Annotated in this window: 12 protein-coding genes and 1 pseudogene; 7 read left to right on the top strand and 6 right to left on the bottom strand. The window is 73.0% G+C overall.

The features are described 5' to 3' along the window. Nucleotides 1-15: 15 nt before the first annotated feature. The gene (locus CWOE_RS02435; protein ID WP_012931974.1) at nucleotides 16-1806 is read right to left on the bottom strand and encodes an NAD-dependent malic enzyme; all 1791 of its coding nucleotides are present in this window, start codon (nucleotides 1804-1806) and stop codon (nucleotides 16-18) included. Between the two features lie 95 nt (nucleotides 1807-1901). Between CWOE_RS02435 and CWOE_RS02430 the strand changes: the two genes are divergently transcribed. The 5 genes from CWOE_RS02430 (at nucleotide 1902) to CWOE_RS02410 (ending at nucleotide 4740) form a co-directional block, all read left to right on the top strand. Next, nucleotides 1902-2276, top strand: a complete 375-nt coding sequence (locus tag CWOE_RS02430) for an ArsR/SmtB family transcription factor (RefSeq protein WP_012931973.1) — start codon at nucleotides 1902-1904, stop codon at nucleotides 2274-2276. After that, on the top strand, nucleotides 2273-2761 hold the full coding sequence (locus tag CWOE_RS02425) for an SRPBCC family protein (protein WP_012931972.1): 489 nt from the start codon (nucleotides 2273-2275) through the stop codon (nucleotides 2759-2761). The genes CWOE_RS02430 and CWOE_RS02425 overlap by 4 nt, the downstream gene beginning before the upstream one ends. Before the next feature lie 32 nt (nucleotides 2762-2793). Continuing rightward, on the top strand, nucleotides 2794-3342 hold the full coding sequence (locus tag CWOE_RS02420; RefSeq protein ID WP_012931971.1) for a dihydrofolate reductase family protein: 549 nt from the start codon (nucleotides 2794-2796) through the stop codon (nucleotides 3340-3342). 63 nt (nucleotides 3343-3405) lie between these two features. Continuing rightward, the gene (locus tag CWOE_RS02415; RefSeq protein ID WP_012931970.1) at nucleotides 3406-4020 is read left to right on the top strand and encodes a class I SAM-dependent methyltransferase; all 615 of its coding nucleotides are present in this window, start codon (nucleotides 3406-3408) and stop codon (nucleotides 4018-4020) included. Between the two features lie 42 nt (nucleotides 4021-4062). Continuing rightward, complete coding sequence (locus tag CWOE_RS02410; protein ID WP_012931969.1) at nucleotides 4063-4740, top strand: TetR/AcrR family transcriptional regulator; 678 nt, start codon at nucleotides 4063-4065, stop codon at nucleotides 4738-4740. Here the strand turns inward: CWOE_RS02410 and CWOE_RS02405 are convergent. Both CWOE_RS02405 and CWOE_RS02400 read right to left on the bottom strand, forming a co-directional pair. After that, nucleotides 4722-7478 carry a DUF4838 domain-containing protein gene (locus CWOE_RS02405; protein ID WP_012931968.1) on the bottom strand — a complete coding sequence of 919 codons (2757 nt, stop codon included), beginning with the start codon at nucleotides 7476-7478 and terminating at the stop codon, nucleotides 4722-4724. The genes CWOE_RS02410 and CWOE_RS02405 overlap by 19 nt on opposite strands. A 175-nt stretch (nucleotides 7479-7653) precedes the next feature. Continuing rightward, nucleotides 7654-8313 (bottom strand): Bax inhibitor-1/YccA family protein, encoded by a 660-nt coding sequence (locus CWOE_RS02400; protein WP_012931967.1) that lies wholly within the window; start codon nucleotides 8311-8313, stop codon nucleotides 7654-7656. Between the two features lie 66 nt (nucleotides 8314-8379). Here CWOE_RS02400 and CWOE_RS34305 point away from each other — a divergent pair, with 66 nt between their 5' ends. Further along, nucleotides 8380-9225, top strand: a complete 846-nt coding sequence (locus CWOE_RS34305; RefSeq protein WP_012931966.1) for a collagen-like triple helix repeat-containing protein — start codon at nucleotides 8380-8382, stop codon at nucleotides 9223-9225. 188 nt (nucleotides 9226-9413) lie between these two features. Here CWOE_RS34305 and CWOE_RS34300 read toward each other — a convergent pair. From CWOE_RS34300 to CWOE_RS02375, 3 genes and pseudogenes are all read right to left on the bottom strand, one after another. Then, nucleotides 9414-9836 (bottom strand): annotated as a pseudogene (locus tag CWOE_RS34300) (Ig-like domain-containing protein); the annotation flags it as partial. A 159-nt stretch (nucleotides 9837-9995) separates the two neighbouring features. Next, on the bottom strand, nucleotides 9996-11873 hold the full coding sequence (locus CWOE_RS02380; RefSeq protein ID WP_012931965.1) for an alpha/beta fold hydrolase: 1878 nt from the start codon (nucleotides 11871-11873) through the stop codon (nucleotides 9996-9998). Beyond that, complete coding sequence (locus tag CWOE_RS02375) at nucleotides 11870-12994, bottom strand: S1 family peptidase (RefSeq protein ID WP_012931964.1); 1125 nt, start codon at nucleotides 12992-12994, stop codon at nucleotides 11870-11872. The genes CWOE_RS02380 and CWOE_RS02375 overlap by 4 nt, the downstream gene beginning before the upstream one ends. An 82-nt stretch (nucleotides 12995-13076) precedes the next feature. On the opposite strand from CWOE_RS02375, the gene CWOE_RS02370 reads away from it, so the two are divergent. Next, nucleotides 13077-13835 (top strand): class I SAM-dependent methyltransferase, encoded by a 759-nt coding sequence (locus CWOE_RS02370; protein ID WP_012931963.1) that lies wholly within the window; start codon nucleotides 13077-13079, stop codon nucleotides 13833-13835. Nucleotides 13836-13840 lie beyond the last annotated feature (5 nt).

The raw sequence follows: 13840 nt of genomic DNA, 5'->3' as shown, positions 1-13840 counted from the left end.
CCGGCGCGCCGCGCCTCAGACGGCCTCGACCGGGCGGTAGACCGGCCACCACGCCGCCTCGCGCACGGCCTCGACCGGGTCGTCGATCTCGGCGCGGGCGAGGCCTTCCTCCAGCGCGGCGCGCACGACGGCGACCGCGACGACGCTGGAGGTCGCGCGCAGGTCGGCGTTGGAGGGCAGCAGCGAGGCGCCGGGGCCCGACGTGTCGGCCTCGCCGGCGACGGCCTCCGCGGCGGCGAGGATCATCGCGTCGCTGACGCGCGTCGCGCGCGCGACGACCGCGCCGAGGCCGAGGCCCGGGTAGAGGGCGGCGTTGTTCGCCTGGCCGATGCGGTAGGTCACGCCGCCCAGCTCGACGTCGTCGAACGGCGCGCCGGTCGCGACGAGCGCCTTGCCGCCGGTCCACCGCAGCAGCTGCTCCGGCGTCGCCTCGTGCAGCACCGTCGGGTTGGACAGCGGGAAGACGATCGGCCGCTGCACCGACGCGGCCATCGTTCCGACGATCTCCTCCGTGAACATGCCCGGACAGGTCGAGGTGCCGATCAGGATCGTCGGCTTCACCGCCGCGACGGTCGTCGCGAGGTCGATGACGCCCGCTCCCGCGGCGGCCTTGGCGCGCAGCGCGGCCATCGCCGGCCAGCGGCCCTCGGCCTTGCGATCGGGGAAGCACGGCGTGCGCGCGAGCTCCGCCACCTCCTCCTCGGGGCGGGCGTAGGGACGCTGGTAGTCGAGCAGCCCGTCGCGCATCTCGGCGGTCAGCAGGCCGGGCAGGTCGACGATCCAGATGCGGCGCGTCGCGTCCTCCTCCGACAGCCCGGCGCGGACCATCTGGTCGCGCGCCTGGTCGGCGATGCCGCAGCCGGCGGTCCCGCCGCCGAGCACGACGACCCGCTGGTCGGCCCACGAGCCGCCGGAGAGCGCGACGGCGTTGAGCAGGCCGGCCGTCACGATCGCGCCGGTCCCCTGCATGTCGTCGTTGAACGTCGGGACGCGGTCGCGATAGCGGTCGAGGATCCGGCGCGCGTTGGACGAGCCGAAGTCCTCCCAGTGCAGCAGCGCGTTCGGGAACAGCTTCTCGACAGCCGCCACGTACGCCTCGACGAACGCGTCGTAGCGGTCCCCGCGCACGCGCGCGTGGCGGCAGCCGAGGTAGAGCGGGTCGTTCAGCAGCCGCTCGTTGTCGGTGCCGACGTCGAGCACGACGGGGACGACGCGATGCGGGTCGACGCCGGCGGCGGCGGTGTAGACGGCGAGCTTGCCGATCGAGATGTCGATGCCGTTGGAGCCCCAGTCGCCGATCCCGAGGATCTCCTCCGCGTCGGTCGCGACGAGCAGGTCGACGTCGTCGGGCCCGGCGCCGACGGCCGCGAGCCGTGCCTCGACGCTGTCGGGGTCGTCGATGCTGAGGAAGACGCCGCGCGGGCGCGTGAAGACGTGGCTGAAGCGCTCGATCGCCTCGCCGACGACCGGGTCGTAGACGATCGGCAGCATCTCCAGCAGGTGGCGTTGCAGCAGCGCGTAGAAGAGCGTCACGTCGTTGTCGTGCAGGCGCCACATGTAGACGTGCTTGGCGAGGTCGGTCGGCGCCATCCGGTAGGCGCCGTAGGCGCGCTCCAGCTGCGGCTCCAGCTCGGTCGTGACGACCGGCGGCAGCAGCCCGTCGAGCCCGAGCGCAGCCCGCTCGGAGGCGCTGAACGCCGTCCCCTTGTTGAGCGCCGGGTCGCGCAGCACCTCGTACCCGCGGGCGGTCGTCGCGAAGCCGCGCACGCCTCCGACCGTCGTCACCTGCGTGTGTCTGCGGTACATCGACTCGGCTCTCATACCGCCCGTGATCGACCTGCCGCAGCCCGACTTGAGCACGCGTTTGCGGCGTGGGCGCGACCGCGCTAACCTACAACCAAGTGGTTGTAGCTGAACTGACCGACCAAGAGGTGGACCGCCTCTTCCACGCGCTCGCGGACACCACGCGGCGCGACATCCTTCACCGCTGCACGAGCGGCGAGCCGTCGGTGTCGCGACTGGCCGGCGTCTACCCGATGAGCTTCGCCGCGGTGCAGAAGCACGTCGCGGTGCTGGAACGGGCCGGCCTGGTCACCAAGGAGCGGCGCGGACGGGAGCAGCTCGTGCGCACCGACGGCGAGGCGGTTGGCCGCGCGCGAGCGGTCCTCGACGAGCTCGAGATGGCCTGGCGCGGACGCGTGGAGCGGATGGCCGACCTGCTCGCACAGGTGCCGGCGCCCCCGCGGACCACGCTGCCGGCGGAGCACGGCCGATGAGCGTCGTCAGCGTCGAGAAGGACGTCGAGAACCTGAGCCTCACCCTCGTCGCCGAGTTCAGCGCGCCGGTCGAACGGGTGTGGCAGCTGTGGGCGGACCCGCGGCAGCTCGAGCGCTGGTGGGGGCCGCCGAGCCACCCGTCGACGGTCGAGACCCACCGCCTCGTCACCGGCGGCGAGGTCACCTACTTCATGACCGGCCCGGACGGCGAGACGTCGCGCGGGTGGTGGCGGGTGACGTCGGTCGATCCGCTGCGGTCGATCGCGTTCGTCGACGGCTGGGGCAACCCGGACGGGACGCCGAACACGGAGCTGCCGACCACCGCGGCGAACGTGCGGCTCACCGAGCAGGACGGCGGGACCCGCATGGAGCTGCGCTTCACGTTCTCGTCCAGCGAGCACATGAAGGAGCTGGAGAGATATGGGGCGTTCGCGGTCTTCCGGCAGTCGGTCGGCCAGATGGACGCCCTCCTCGCAGCCGGCTGACCGGACACACCCAGACCAAAGGAGATCCCCCGATGCGCAAGATCAAGGCCAACTTCTTCATCTCCCTCGACGGCGTCGTCGAGGCGCCCGACAGATGGCACTTCCCCTACTTCGACGACGAGATGGGAGCGGCGGTCAGCGCCGGCTTCGCGACCACCGACGCGATGCTGATGGGCCGCGTCCTCTACGACGAGTGGGCCGCGTACTGGCCCGAGCATGCCGACGAGCCGTTCGGCGACGTCATCAACGGGATGCAGAAGTACGTCGTCTCCAACAGCCTGCGCACGGCGGAGTGGCAGAACTCGGAGGTCGTCAGCGGCGACGTGGTGGCGCAGCTGACCGAGATCAAGCGCCGGGACGGCGGTGACATCAGCATGTCCGGCAGCGCCACCACCGTCCGCTGGCTGCTGCGCGAGGGCCTTCTCGACGAGCTCAACCTGCTCGTGCACCCGATCGCGATCGGCGACGGACTGGCGCGGCTGTTCCCGCCCGACGAGCCGAGCATCCCGCTCGAGCTGCTGAGCGGTCAGACCTTCAAGAGCGGCGTCTTGAACCTCAGCTACGCCCCGGCCAAGCGCTGACGCCCGATTGCCTGTTTGACAAGTTCGCTTGCCAGGTCGATGGTCCGCTGACACCGTTGGGCCATGACCGAGCATGCGAACGACGTCGCACAGCACTGGGAGTCCTTCTACGACGGCGAGCAGCACCGCTGGAGCGGCAAGCCGAACCGCTCGCTCGTCGACGAGATCGCCGCGGTCGCGCCCGGGAGCGCACTCGACCTCGGCTGCGGCGAGGGCGGCGACGCGATCTGGCTCGCCGCCCGCGGCTGGACCGTGACCGCCGTCGACATCTCCCACCGGGCGCTGGAGGTCGCGGCGGGCCACGCCGCCGCGGCCGGCGTCGCCGACCGGATCACGTGGGAGCGCCACGATCTCGCGGCGTCGCTGCCCGCCGGCAGCTTCGACCTCGTCGCGGCGACCTACCTGCACTCGCCGGTCGCGCTGCCCCGAACGGAGATCCTGCGCACCGCAGCCGCGGCCGTCGCCGCGGGCGGGACGCTGCTCGTGATCGGCCACGCCCCCTCCGCGGCGCACCCGCACCACGACCTGCCCGGCCCGCAGGAGGTCGTCGACGAGCTGGCGCTGCCCGCCGACCGTTGGCAGCTGCGGACGAGCGAGCTGCGGACCGTCGAGCACGCCTTCGGCGACGAGGCGCCGACGACGCGGATCGACGGCGTCGTGCGGCTGCAGCGGGCGTGACAGATCGCTGTCGTCAGGCCGCCAGCTTGTAGGGTCGATCCGATGACGGCGCCGGCCAGAGCCCCCAGGACGTCGCTGCGCGAGGACCTCCTGCGCGCGGCCGAGCAGGAGATCGACGAGCACGGCATCGGGGACGTGAGCCTGCGCGCGATCGCCCGCCGCGTGGGCGTCTCCCATCAGGCGCCGGGCCACCACTTCGGCGACCGCAGCGGGCTCTTCACCGCGCTTGCCGCGAACGGCTTCCGCACGCTCCGGAGACGGATGCTCGCGGCCCGCAGGCGGGTTCCCGCCGACGCGACGCCGGCTGAGCGGGTCGCCGCCCACGGCATCGGGTACATGGCCTTCGCCAAGCAGCATCCCGCGCTGTTCGCGGTGATGTTCCGGCCCGAGCTGCTCGATTCCGGCGATCCCGATCTCGCCGAGGCGCGCGCGAGCGCGTTCGGACTGCTGCTCGACGAGATCGTCGCCGCACGCGCGACCGGCTGGGGCAGGCACCACTCCGAGACGGCGCTCGCGCTGACGTGCTGGTCGACGGTCCACGGTGCCGTCGCGCTCTGGCGCGAAGGCACCCTGGACACGTTCTTCCCCGGCGTCGGCAGCTCCCAGGCTGTCGCCCGGATGGTGACCGAGACGCTCAACTCCGGCCTCGCCGCCGAGGCGGTCGTACCGCCGCCCGCGCGTGCCGCGGGCGGCGGCGCCGCTCAGTCGCCGAGGCGGTAGAGACCGACGTCGTCGAGGTCGACGTACGCGCCCGCCGGGACGTTGTCGACGACCGCGACGAGCTGGATTCTCGCGACCGCCGTGCCGCCGACGGTCTCCGGCACGTTCACGAACACCTCCGTGCCGACCCAACGGCCGCTGATCGTCGCGACGCTGCGGATCGGGCCGGCGGCGATCTGACCGAGCGATCTGCCGTCCGCGGTCATCGCGTTGACCGTCAACTGCACGCCGCCGGCGCTCGCGCCGGCCGGGACGCGGAAGCGCGCGACCGCGCCGTAGACGCCTCTCGACACCGGCACGATCTGCGTCGGCCCGCCGCGCTCGAGGCCGGTCGCGCGCAGGCCGGCCGTGCCGGTCCGCGCCGCCGCGGCGTTGCGCGCGAGCGTTCCGACCGTCGTCGCCCGCCACAGCGACCACGGCGTCGTGCCCGTCTCGAAACCGGCGTTGACGAGCAGCGATCCTCTGCCCTCCGCGTCGGCGATCAGCAGCCGCGCGAACGAGCGCAGCGGCGACGCCTGCGGATCGGCCGCGAGCGTTCTCAGCCGCAGCCACGTCGCGCCGCTCTGCGTCGTGTCGCCGACGAGCCAGTCGACCAGCGCCGCCGACGCGCCGTCCGGCAGGTTCGGTGAGCCGAGGAAGCCGCCGCGCGTCGGCGACATCTGCGTCGGGTGCAGCAGCACGGGGTCGGTGGAGAACTGCTGGAACAGGTCGAGCGCGGCTCTCGCGCTGGTGAATCGCCGCTCGACGTCGCTCAGCAGTCTCAGCGCGGCGGCATCGTCGGCCGGCTCGCCCGCCGGCTCGCTCTTGCCGTACGCCCGGCCCGACGCCTCGTAGTACTCGAACGCCCGCAGCAGCTGACCGGCGCGCGCTCTCTGCGCCGGCGTCTGCGCCAGTCTCACGGCATCCTCCAACCACTGGCGGCTCTGCACGAGGTCGTCCTCGGTGACGAGGTCCATGTACGTCGGCGTGAAGAACGGCAGGTACGGCAGCCGTCTTGGCTTGAGGTGGATCGCGAACCACGCCGAGCTGGGGATCCGCTCGGTCCAGAATCTCTCCCAGTGGTCGTAGTAGCTCGCCAGCGCCGGCGCCGCGTCCGGACCGACCGCGCGCTCAAACCACTCTCTCAGCAGCACGTCGACGTCGGCCTGCGGATCCCACGAGAGGCGCAGCGCGAGCCACGTCTTCGGCCCCTCGCCCCAGTTGGCGTAGTTCTCCGCGTACTGCGACGTGACGCCGTTGGCGGCGGCGTATCTGTACGTCTGCGCCATCCGATGCGGGTAGAAGCGCGGGACCGCGTACGGCGCGCCGTAGATGTAGTCGTAGAAGCCGACCTGTCTGGCGACCGCGTTCCAGCCGGCCAGCTGGTCATGTCCCTGTCTCTCGATGCTCGGGTGGATCCAGCCCATGCGGTCCTCGGTCACGAAGACGACCACGCGCGGGTTGATCTGGAACTCCGGCGGGTCGTTGACCTCGCTGTAGCCGAGCAGGCCGAACCACTTGTCCGGATGCTCTCTCAGCACGCCCTCGACGACCTCGTTGACCCATCTGAAGTAGATCTCGGACATGTGCGCGCGGCCGAGCGAGTTGGTTCTGGTCGCGACGTAGTGCGAGTCATCTCTGTTGGTCTCGCAGTAGCCGCTCGAGTCGTTGACGCCGAGCGAGAACGACTCCTCGGCGGGGTTCGCGTCGAAGTACGCATCGATCTCTCTGATCGCCGCCGTCACCGTCCCCGGCTCCGTGAAGCACGGCTGCCATCTCGTCGTGCCGACCGGCTCTCTTCTCTCCGGGAAGAACTCGGGGTTCTTGGCGAAGTACTGTCTCGGCGGCACGACGTTGTAGAGGCCGTGGTGGAATCTGGTCCGCCAGTGCATGCGGTTGCGCTCCGCCCACTCGAGCTGGACGGTGCCGGGAAGGCCACTCAACTGGCGCGTCATGTTGGCCGGCTCGTCGCTGCGGACCTCCTCGGGCACCGCGAGCGTCTGCAGCTGCGGCACGTCCTCGCCGTCGGCGCCCGGCATCAGCCAGCGCACGCCGACGTAGCGCTCGAGGAACTCGTCGACGCCGATCTGCGTGCCCCAGTCGGTCGGACCGGCGACGTCGATCCGGTCAGCGGTCGCGGCGGCGTCGATCACGAAACCGTCGCCGTCGAGGCCGGCGAGCCCGTTCGGTCTGCCGCCGACGTGGATCTCGATCTCACCCGCCAGCGGCGCGCGGCGCGGCAGCTCGACGCCGGTCGAGCGTCTGACATAGTCGACGAGCCGGTCGGCGGCTCTCGTGACGCGGTCGGGCGCGCCGCTCGGGGTCGTGACGACGGCGTGCGCCGTGCCGTTCTGGACGAGCGTCAGCCACGCGCCGCTGCGGCGCGGCTTCAGCACGACGGCGCGACGGCCGTCGCTGCGCACCGCGCGCCGCGACATGACGCCGAAGCCGTGCGCGAGGCTCGCTCTCACGGACACGACGCGTGCGCCGCCGACGCGCAGCCGCACGGGCGCCGGGCGCCCGTCGGCACCGAGCGTCACCCTGCCGCTGGCCAGCGACGCGCCGCGCCTGCCCGGACAGCGTGCCTCGACTGTCGCGCCGAGCGCCGCGGATGCGGGCTCGATGCGGACCTCGACGGTCCTCCCTGCGCCGCCCGGCGGCCCGCAGCGCGGCGTGGCCGCCTCCGCGGACGGGACGACCACGACCGCTGCCGCAAGTGCGGGCAGCGCGATGCGTACGCCTGCGCGTATCGCCGGCATCGCTTCTCTCCCTTGTCGCGAACGCGGCTCTCTCCCGACCGCGCTCATTCCAGTAAATGGAACAGAGATCACGCTATTTCATTGAATGAAACACGGATCTCACTACTGGATTCACTCTCCCAAAGGGAAAGCGGCCTGTCAATCCAGGAAACAGGCCGTCTCAACGAGTGAAACGTCAGTTGCGACTGCCGCCGAACAGCTGGAGGAAGAAGAGGAAGAGGTTGAAGACGTCGAGGAAGATCCCGGCCGCGAGCGGGACCGCCTCGTCCTTGCCGGCGCGGCGCAGACGGTTGAAGTCGACGAGCGTGTAGCCGGCGAAGATCGCGATGCCGCCGAGCGCGTATATCGTGCTCGCGCCCTCGATGCCGAAGAGGACTATCACGAAGCCGAACGCGATCAGCGCGAGCAGGCACCAGAAGAGCGTCCGGTAGAGGTACGACAGGTCACGCCGCGTCGCGTAGCCCCAGGTGCCCATCGCGGCGACGGTCAGGCCGGTCGCGCCCGCCGCCTGCCAGACGACGGTCGGTTCGTTCTCGGCGTACCAGACGACCGTCACCCCGACCGCCAGGCCGAGCAGGAAGCCGAGGCCGAACAGCAGCACGACCGCGAGCGCGGGCGCCCGCCGCGCGGCGACGTTCAGGCCGACGACGCAGACGATCGCGCCGACCCACGGCAGCAGCCACCACAGCCCGGTCAGGTCGCGACCGGCCCAGGCGCCGAGCGCGGCGAAGCCGCACGTGATCGCGACGAGACCCATCACGCGGCCGAACAACGCCCGTGCCGCCACCCCTTCGACCGGCTGCGCGCCGGGAACTCCGCTGACGTCGTAGCTCATGCTGCGAGTCTTCCCGATCGGGCGCCGCCGGCATACGGTCGACGGCCCCACGACCAAAGGAATCGGATGAGACGTTCGCTCCGCCGCCCGTCCCCCGCACTGCTGGTCGCCTTCGCGGCGCTGTTCGTCGCGCTCGGCGGCACCGGCTACGCCGCAATCAAGATCGACGGTCGCGACATCGTGAACAGATCGGTCACGGGCGCGAAGCTCGCCGATGGGACGGTGCCGGCGCGGAAGCTCTCCGCCGCCGCACGGCGGACGCTGAGAGGCACGGGGGGCGCGACCGGGGCGCGCGGGACGACCGGGGCGACCGGCTCGCGGGGTGAGACCGGCGCGGCCGGTGCCCGGGGTGAGACCGGCGGACGCGGCGAGACCGGCGAGCGCGGTGCGACCGGCGAACGCGGGCCGGCCGGCGGGGACGGCATCGCCGGACCGGCCGGCCCGACGGGCGCGGTCGGCGCGACCGGTCCCGGCGCCATGCTCGCGAGCGGGCGGGTCCGGAGCGTGGCGCGCGACGGACCGGGCGCCTCGAGCTTCTATGGCGCGCCGCTCGGGATCTCGACGGCCGCCGCGGCCGACAACGCGCTGAGGACCCTCTCGCCCGCCGTCGCGACGACGGCGAGCGACCTCGCGGTCGTGCTCACGTACACCCCCTGCGCCGACGCCCAGGGCCCCGCCGGCTGCGGCTTCCCCGGCACCGCGACGATCACGCTGCGCGTCGACGGAGCCGACACCGCACTCAGCTGCGAGATCACGACACCGGGTCTGAGATGCGACTCGGGCGCGACGACGATCGCGGTGCCGCCGTCGAGCCAGCTCTCGATCGGCGTCAGAGGAAATCTGCAAGGCGTGCCAGGCAACGCCCTCTACGACCGCGACGCGCTCGTCGCCTTCCGCGCCGTCCCGAACTGAGTCCGCGGGCGTCGGCCGCGGCGCTCACATCCGGGCGGCCGACTCGTCAATAGGACGAACGAGCCCACCGCGATCAGGACATTCTCGTGCGCGGGGTCGTTGGAGGAGGGACCGCGGCGGCGCCACCGGACGGTGCCGGGGCGCCGCTGCTCGACTATCCGTTCACCAGCTTATTCTCGCCCCGGTGTTTATCGTGAGCCCCCGTCGGCCAGCGTCGCGCTGCCCCACTTGCGCGTCTGCTGCGCGAGCGTCACGGTCACCGCTCCGCCGTCGGGGTCGGAGCAGTTCAGGGACCGCTCCGCCGTCCCGCCGGCGCGCACGCCGATCGGCGCCGTCGTCGCGCTCTCGCACACCGGCGGCTCGTCCGCGACGGTGACGCGCAGCTCGACCGGCACCGACCCGTCCCAGCCGTCGTGCGCCCGCACGCGCATCGTGTCGACCCCGGTCCAGCCGGCGCGCGCGGTGTATCTGAGCCCGTCGAGCGCGCCCTCGCGCGGCCGCTCGACGACCTCGATCGCGAGCGGGTCGCCGTCCGCGTCCGTGCAGCGGAGCCGCAGCTCGACGCTGCGGCCGGGGCGCGTGCGCGGCGGCTCGCGGCCCGCCTCGCAAACGGGCGCGTCGTTCCCGGTCGTGACGCGGACGGTCGCCTCGTCGGAGTCGGCTCTGCCGTCGTTGCCGCGGAAGCGCCGCTCGTCGTCGCCGCGGAACCCTGCTCCCGGCGTGTACGGGACCGTGCCCGCGTCGTCCGTTCGTCCCGTTCTCGCAGCGCGTCAGCCGTAGCGCGTCACCGCCGGCTTTCCGAGCTGGTCCGGCAGGCGCACGGCGAGCGCTCTGCCGTCGATCGTGCCGGTCAGGCGCCCGCCCCGGATCGTCACCCTGCCGCTGTGTCTGCCACCGACGGCCACGTCGACGCGGTAGCTGCCGCCCTGCCCGACCCTGATCGCGCCGTCGAGCTGGACGCCCGGCAGCACGCCGTACTCGTCGAGTGCGATCGTCGTCGCGATCGACGGCGGCCTGCGGGTCGCGTGCGCCGAGCCGGTGCGGATGCCGCCGACGTACGTCGTCCCGCCGTGCGGCGTGCCGACGGCGATCAGCAGCTCCGCGTGACGCAGCGTCGCGAGCACCGCGGCGGCCGTTCTGGCGACCGCTCTCGGCGCGGGGCGCAGCGGTCTCAGATCGGCCGGGTTGCTCGTGACCGGCAGCGGCTGGGCGACGGGCTCCGTGCCGGCGCACGCCGCGCCGTCGACCGACTTGCCGGCCAGCAGCGCATCGACCGCCTCCGTCGCGCACGCGGTCGCCGCGCGCAGCACGCCGTGACCGGTGCCGCTCGCGACCACGAGCGTCCCCGTCGGCCACGCCTGCGCGAGCGCGCGTCCTTCGGAGGGCGGGGTGCGGAGGTCCCACGCACCTTGCAGGATCACGCCCGGCACGGCCGGGATCGCGCCGCCCCTGATCGCGGTCGGCAGCCCCGACAGGCCGAATGCGGCGCAGTCCTCGCCCGGCCCGCCGACGAGCATCCGCGCGCCGAACGGCGCGAGCGGCCCCGTCGGGACGGCCTCGCGCGCTCTCTTCAGCAACTCGTCGCGCTGCGCGGCCGGCGTCTCGAACGGCCACGGGACACGGAGGTCCAGGCAGCGCGTGATGCGGTTGATGTCGTCGTTGATGTCGAGGTCCTCGAAGCGCGCCGTCTTGTCGACGCCGGTCGCAGCCGCGAACGCCCGCCAGTCGCCGCGCACGGCGTCTCGCATCGCGCTCGGCAGCAGCGCGAACAGCGCCGTCTGCGTATCCGCCGACGTGAACATCCGCAGCACGGCGCCGCGGTTGATGCCGAAGTTGGCTCTTATGAGCTCCGGCGCCTTCTTCCCTCTCGGCGGCGGCATCCACGAGTGGTGCGGCACCCAGAAGAGGCCTCTCTCCTCCCGGCGCACCATCGCGCGCAGGTCGGCGCCGGTCCGCGCGGGGCTGCCGGGGCAGCCCGCCGTCCGGCAGACGTCGCGCACCATCGGCAGCACACCGGCAACGGTCTGCTCGCCGAACATCGTCGGACCGCCGGGACCGAGCGGCGAGTCGAGGATCACCCGGTCGGTGCGGTCCGGCAGGGTGCGAGCGAACTCGGCCGCGTAGAGCGTGCTGTACGACGTGCCCATCAGCGCGAGTCTCTCGACACCGAGCCCCTGTCGCACCAGCTCGAGATCGCGCACCGTGTCCGCCGTCGAGTAGTGCCGCGAGGTCCCCAACGCGATCGCGCGCGGCGTGCTCCCCCCGGTCGCGCGCGTGTCGAGCAGCACGAGGTCGTAGCCGTTGCGCGCCGTCACGTCGCCGAGCAGCTGGCGCGTCTGCGCCGAGCGCCCGGTCGTCGACGCGCCGGGCCCTCCCTCTATGTTCACGAGCGCCTTCGCGTGCGGCGGGCCGTCATGCGCGAGCCGCTGCACACGCAGGCTGACGGTCCCCGGCACGGCGCCGCTGTGGTCGAGCGGCGCGACGAGCGTCGCGCACTCCCAGCCCTGCTGCTGCTTCTCCTCGCACGACGAGAAGCTCAGCGGCGCGGCCGCCGCCGGAGCAGCCGCGACGGCGCCGGCAGCGACGACGAGCGCCGCAACGGCCGCCGTGCCGCGCCGTGCCGTCCTGCGCAACGGTGTGACGGTCATCTCTTCACCTCGACAGGTCTGGATGGATCGGCCGCGGCGCCGTACTCCTCGAAGCGCAGCTCGCCGACGACGTAGCACGTGAGCGTGCGCCCGAGGGTCGCGGCGGGCAGCCGCAGCCCTTTCGCGCCGCTCGTGTACCGGAGCGCTCGGGCGCCTTTCCCGGTCACCGTCCAGCGGGTCCGCACCCGCGTGACGACGGGTGCGAACCGCGCCATGCAGCGGACCCGCTCGCCGACGCGGGCGCGCCCCTTCAGGGTCGATCTCGCCAGCGGCCGCGGCAGCTCGACGCCGCGTGCCGGGTCCGTGACGAACGCGTGCGTGAGCGGGATCGAGACGAAGCCGGAGATCTCGTCGCGCAGCTCGCCGCGCGAGGCGACCGACGTGACCCCGAGCAGCTCCGGGCCGCTCGCGCCCTGGTGCACGAGCCCGCCGCCGGAGTCGCCGGGCGCGACGGTGCCGCCGCCGGCGCCCTCGGCGCGGCTCGCGCACAGCAGCGACGACTGGTCGCCGAAGTCCGACTCCGCGCACTCGGCCTCGGTGTGGCCGCGCATCACGGCGCGACGCAGCAGCGCCGGCTCGCTCGTCGGGCGCCCCTCCCGGTCGATGCGCCCGAAGCCGTACGGCCAGACGGTCTCGCCGCCGGCGATCGTCGTGCCGGGCGCCGCGAGCGGCAGCGCCGGCGCCGGGATGTCGCTCGCGGTCTCGATCACCGCGACGTCGCCCTCGCGCTCGATCACGCCCGGGTCGTCCCAGTCCAGCAGCGCGGAGACCCAGATGCGCGAGACGGCGACGGTCCGCCCCGGTCTGCGCTCCGGGTCGTCGCTGCCGACCATCGCCCGCGCGCGCCAGGCGTCCTGGTGCTCGACGCAGTGGCGTGCCGTCACCACCCGCCGCGGAGCGATCACCGTCGCGCTGCAGCGGTGATGCCACCGCGCTTCGCGGCCCGCCTGGACGAGCAGCGAGACCGCCCACGGCGCGTCTCTGCTTGCGACGCGCTCACCGCCGACGATCGCGGCTGCCGGCGGCGCGAGCGCGGCGCCGAGCGCGACCGCAGCGCCGAGCGCGCCGGTCAGCGCCGCGGCCAGTGCCGCGCTGTCTGCAACCTTCCTGAGTGGATTCACCTTCTCTCTCTGCCGGCAGGCGCGGCGACATTACGACTGACCGGGACCGCACCCGTGCCTCCAGCCGTGATATCTGTGCCGCATGGCAGACGGAACGTTCGAGCAGCTGGTCGCGGAAGGCGAGGCGGCCCCGGTCGAGGGCTGGGACTTCTCGTGGCTCGACGGCCGTGCGACGGAGGCGCGGCCGTCGTGGGGCTACCAGCGCCTGATCTCGCAGCGCCTGCCGCAGGTCGCCGCCGCGCTCGACGTCCAGACCGGCGGCGGCGAGGTGCTCGCCGGCGTCGAGCAGTTGCCGGCGACGATGGCGGCGACGGAGTCGTGGCCGCCGAACGTCGCGAAGGCGAGCGCGCTGCTGCACCCGCGCGGCGCGGTCGTGGTCGCCGACCCGGACGAGCCGCCGCTGCCGTTCGCCGACGCGGCGTTCGACCTCGTCGTCAGCCGCCATCCGGCGACGATCTGGTGGTCGGAGATCGCGCGGGTGCTGCGGCCCGGTGGCGCGTACCTCGCCCAGCACGTGGGACCGGCGAGCGGGTTCGAGCTGATCGAGCACTTCCTCGGGCCGCAGCCGCAGGCGCGCCGCGCGCGCAACCCCGACGACGAGCGGGAGGCCGCCGAGGCCGCCGGCCTGCGCGTTGTCGACCAGCGCGTCGAGCGGCTGCCGATCGAGCTGTTCGACGTCGGCGCCGCCGTCTACCTGCTGCGCAAGCTGATCTGGTGGGTTCCGGGCTTCAGCGTCGAGCGCTACCGCGACCGGCTGCTGGCGCTGCACCAGCGGATCGAGGCCGACGGCTCGTTCGTGGCCCACTCGACGCGCGTGCTGATCGAGGTGCGCAAGGCGTAGGCCGC

This window comes from Conexibacter woesei DSM 14684 (genome assembly GCF_000025265.1).
Classification (GTDB): Bacteria; Actinomycetota; Thermoleophilia; order Solirubrobacterales; family Solirubrobacteraceae; genus Conexibacter; species Conexibacter woesei.
This window is presented reverse-complemented; position numbering and strand designations above follow the sequence as displayed.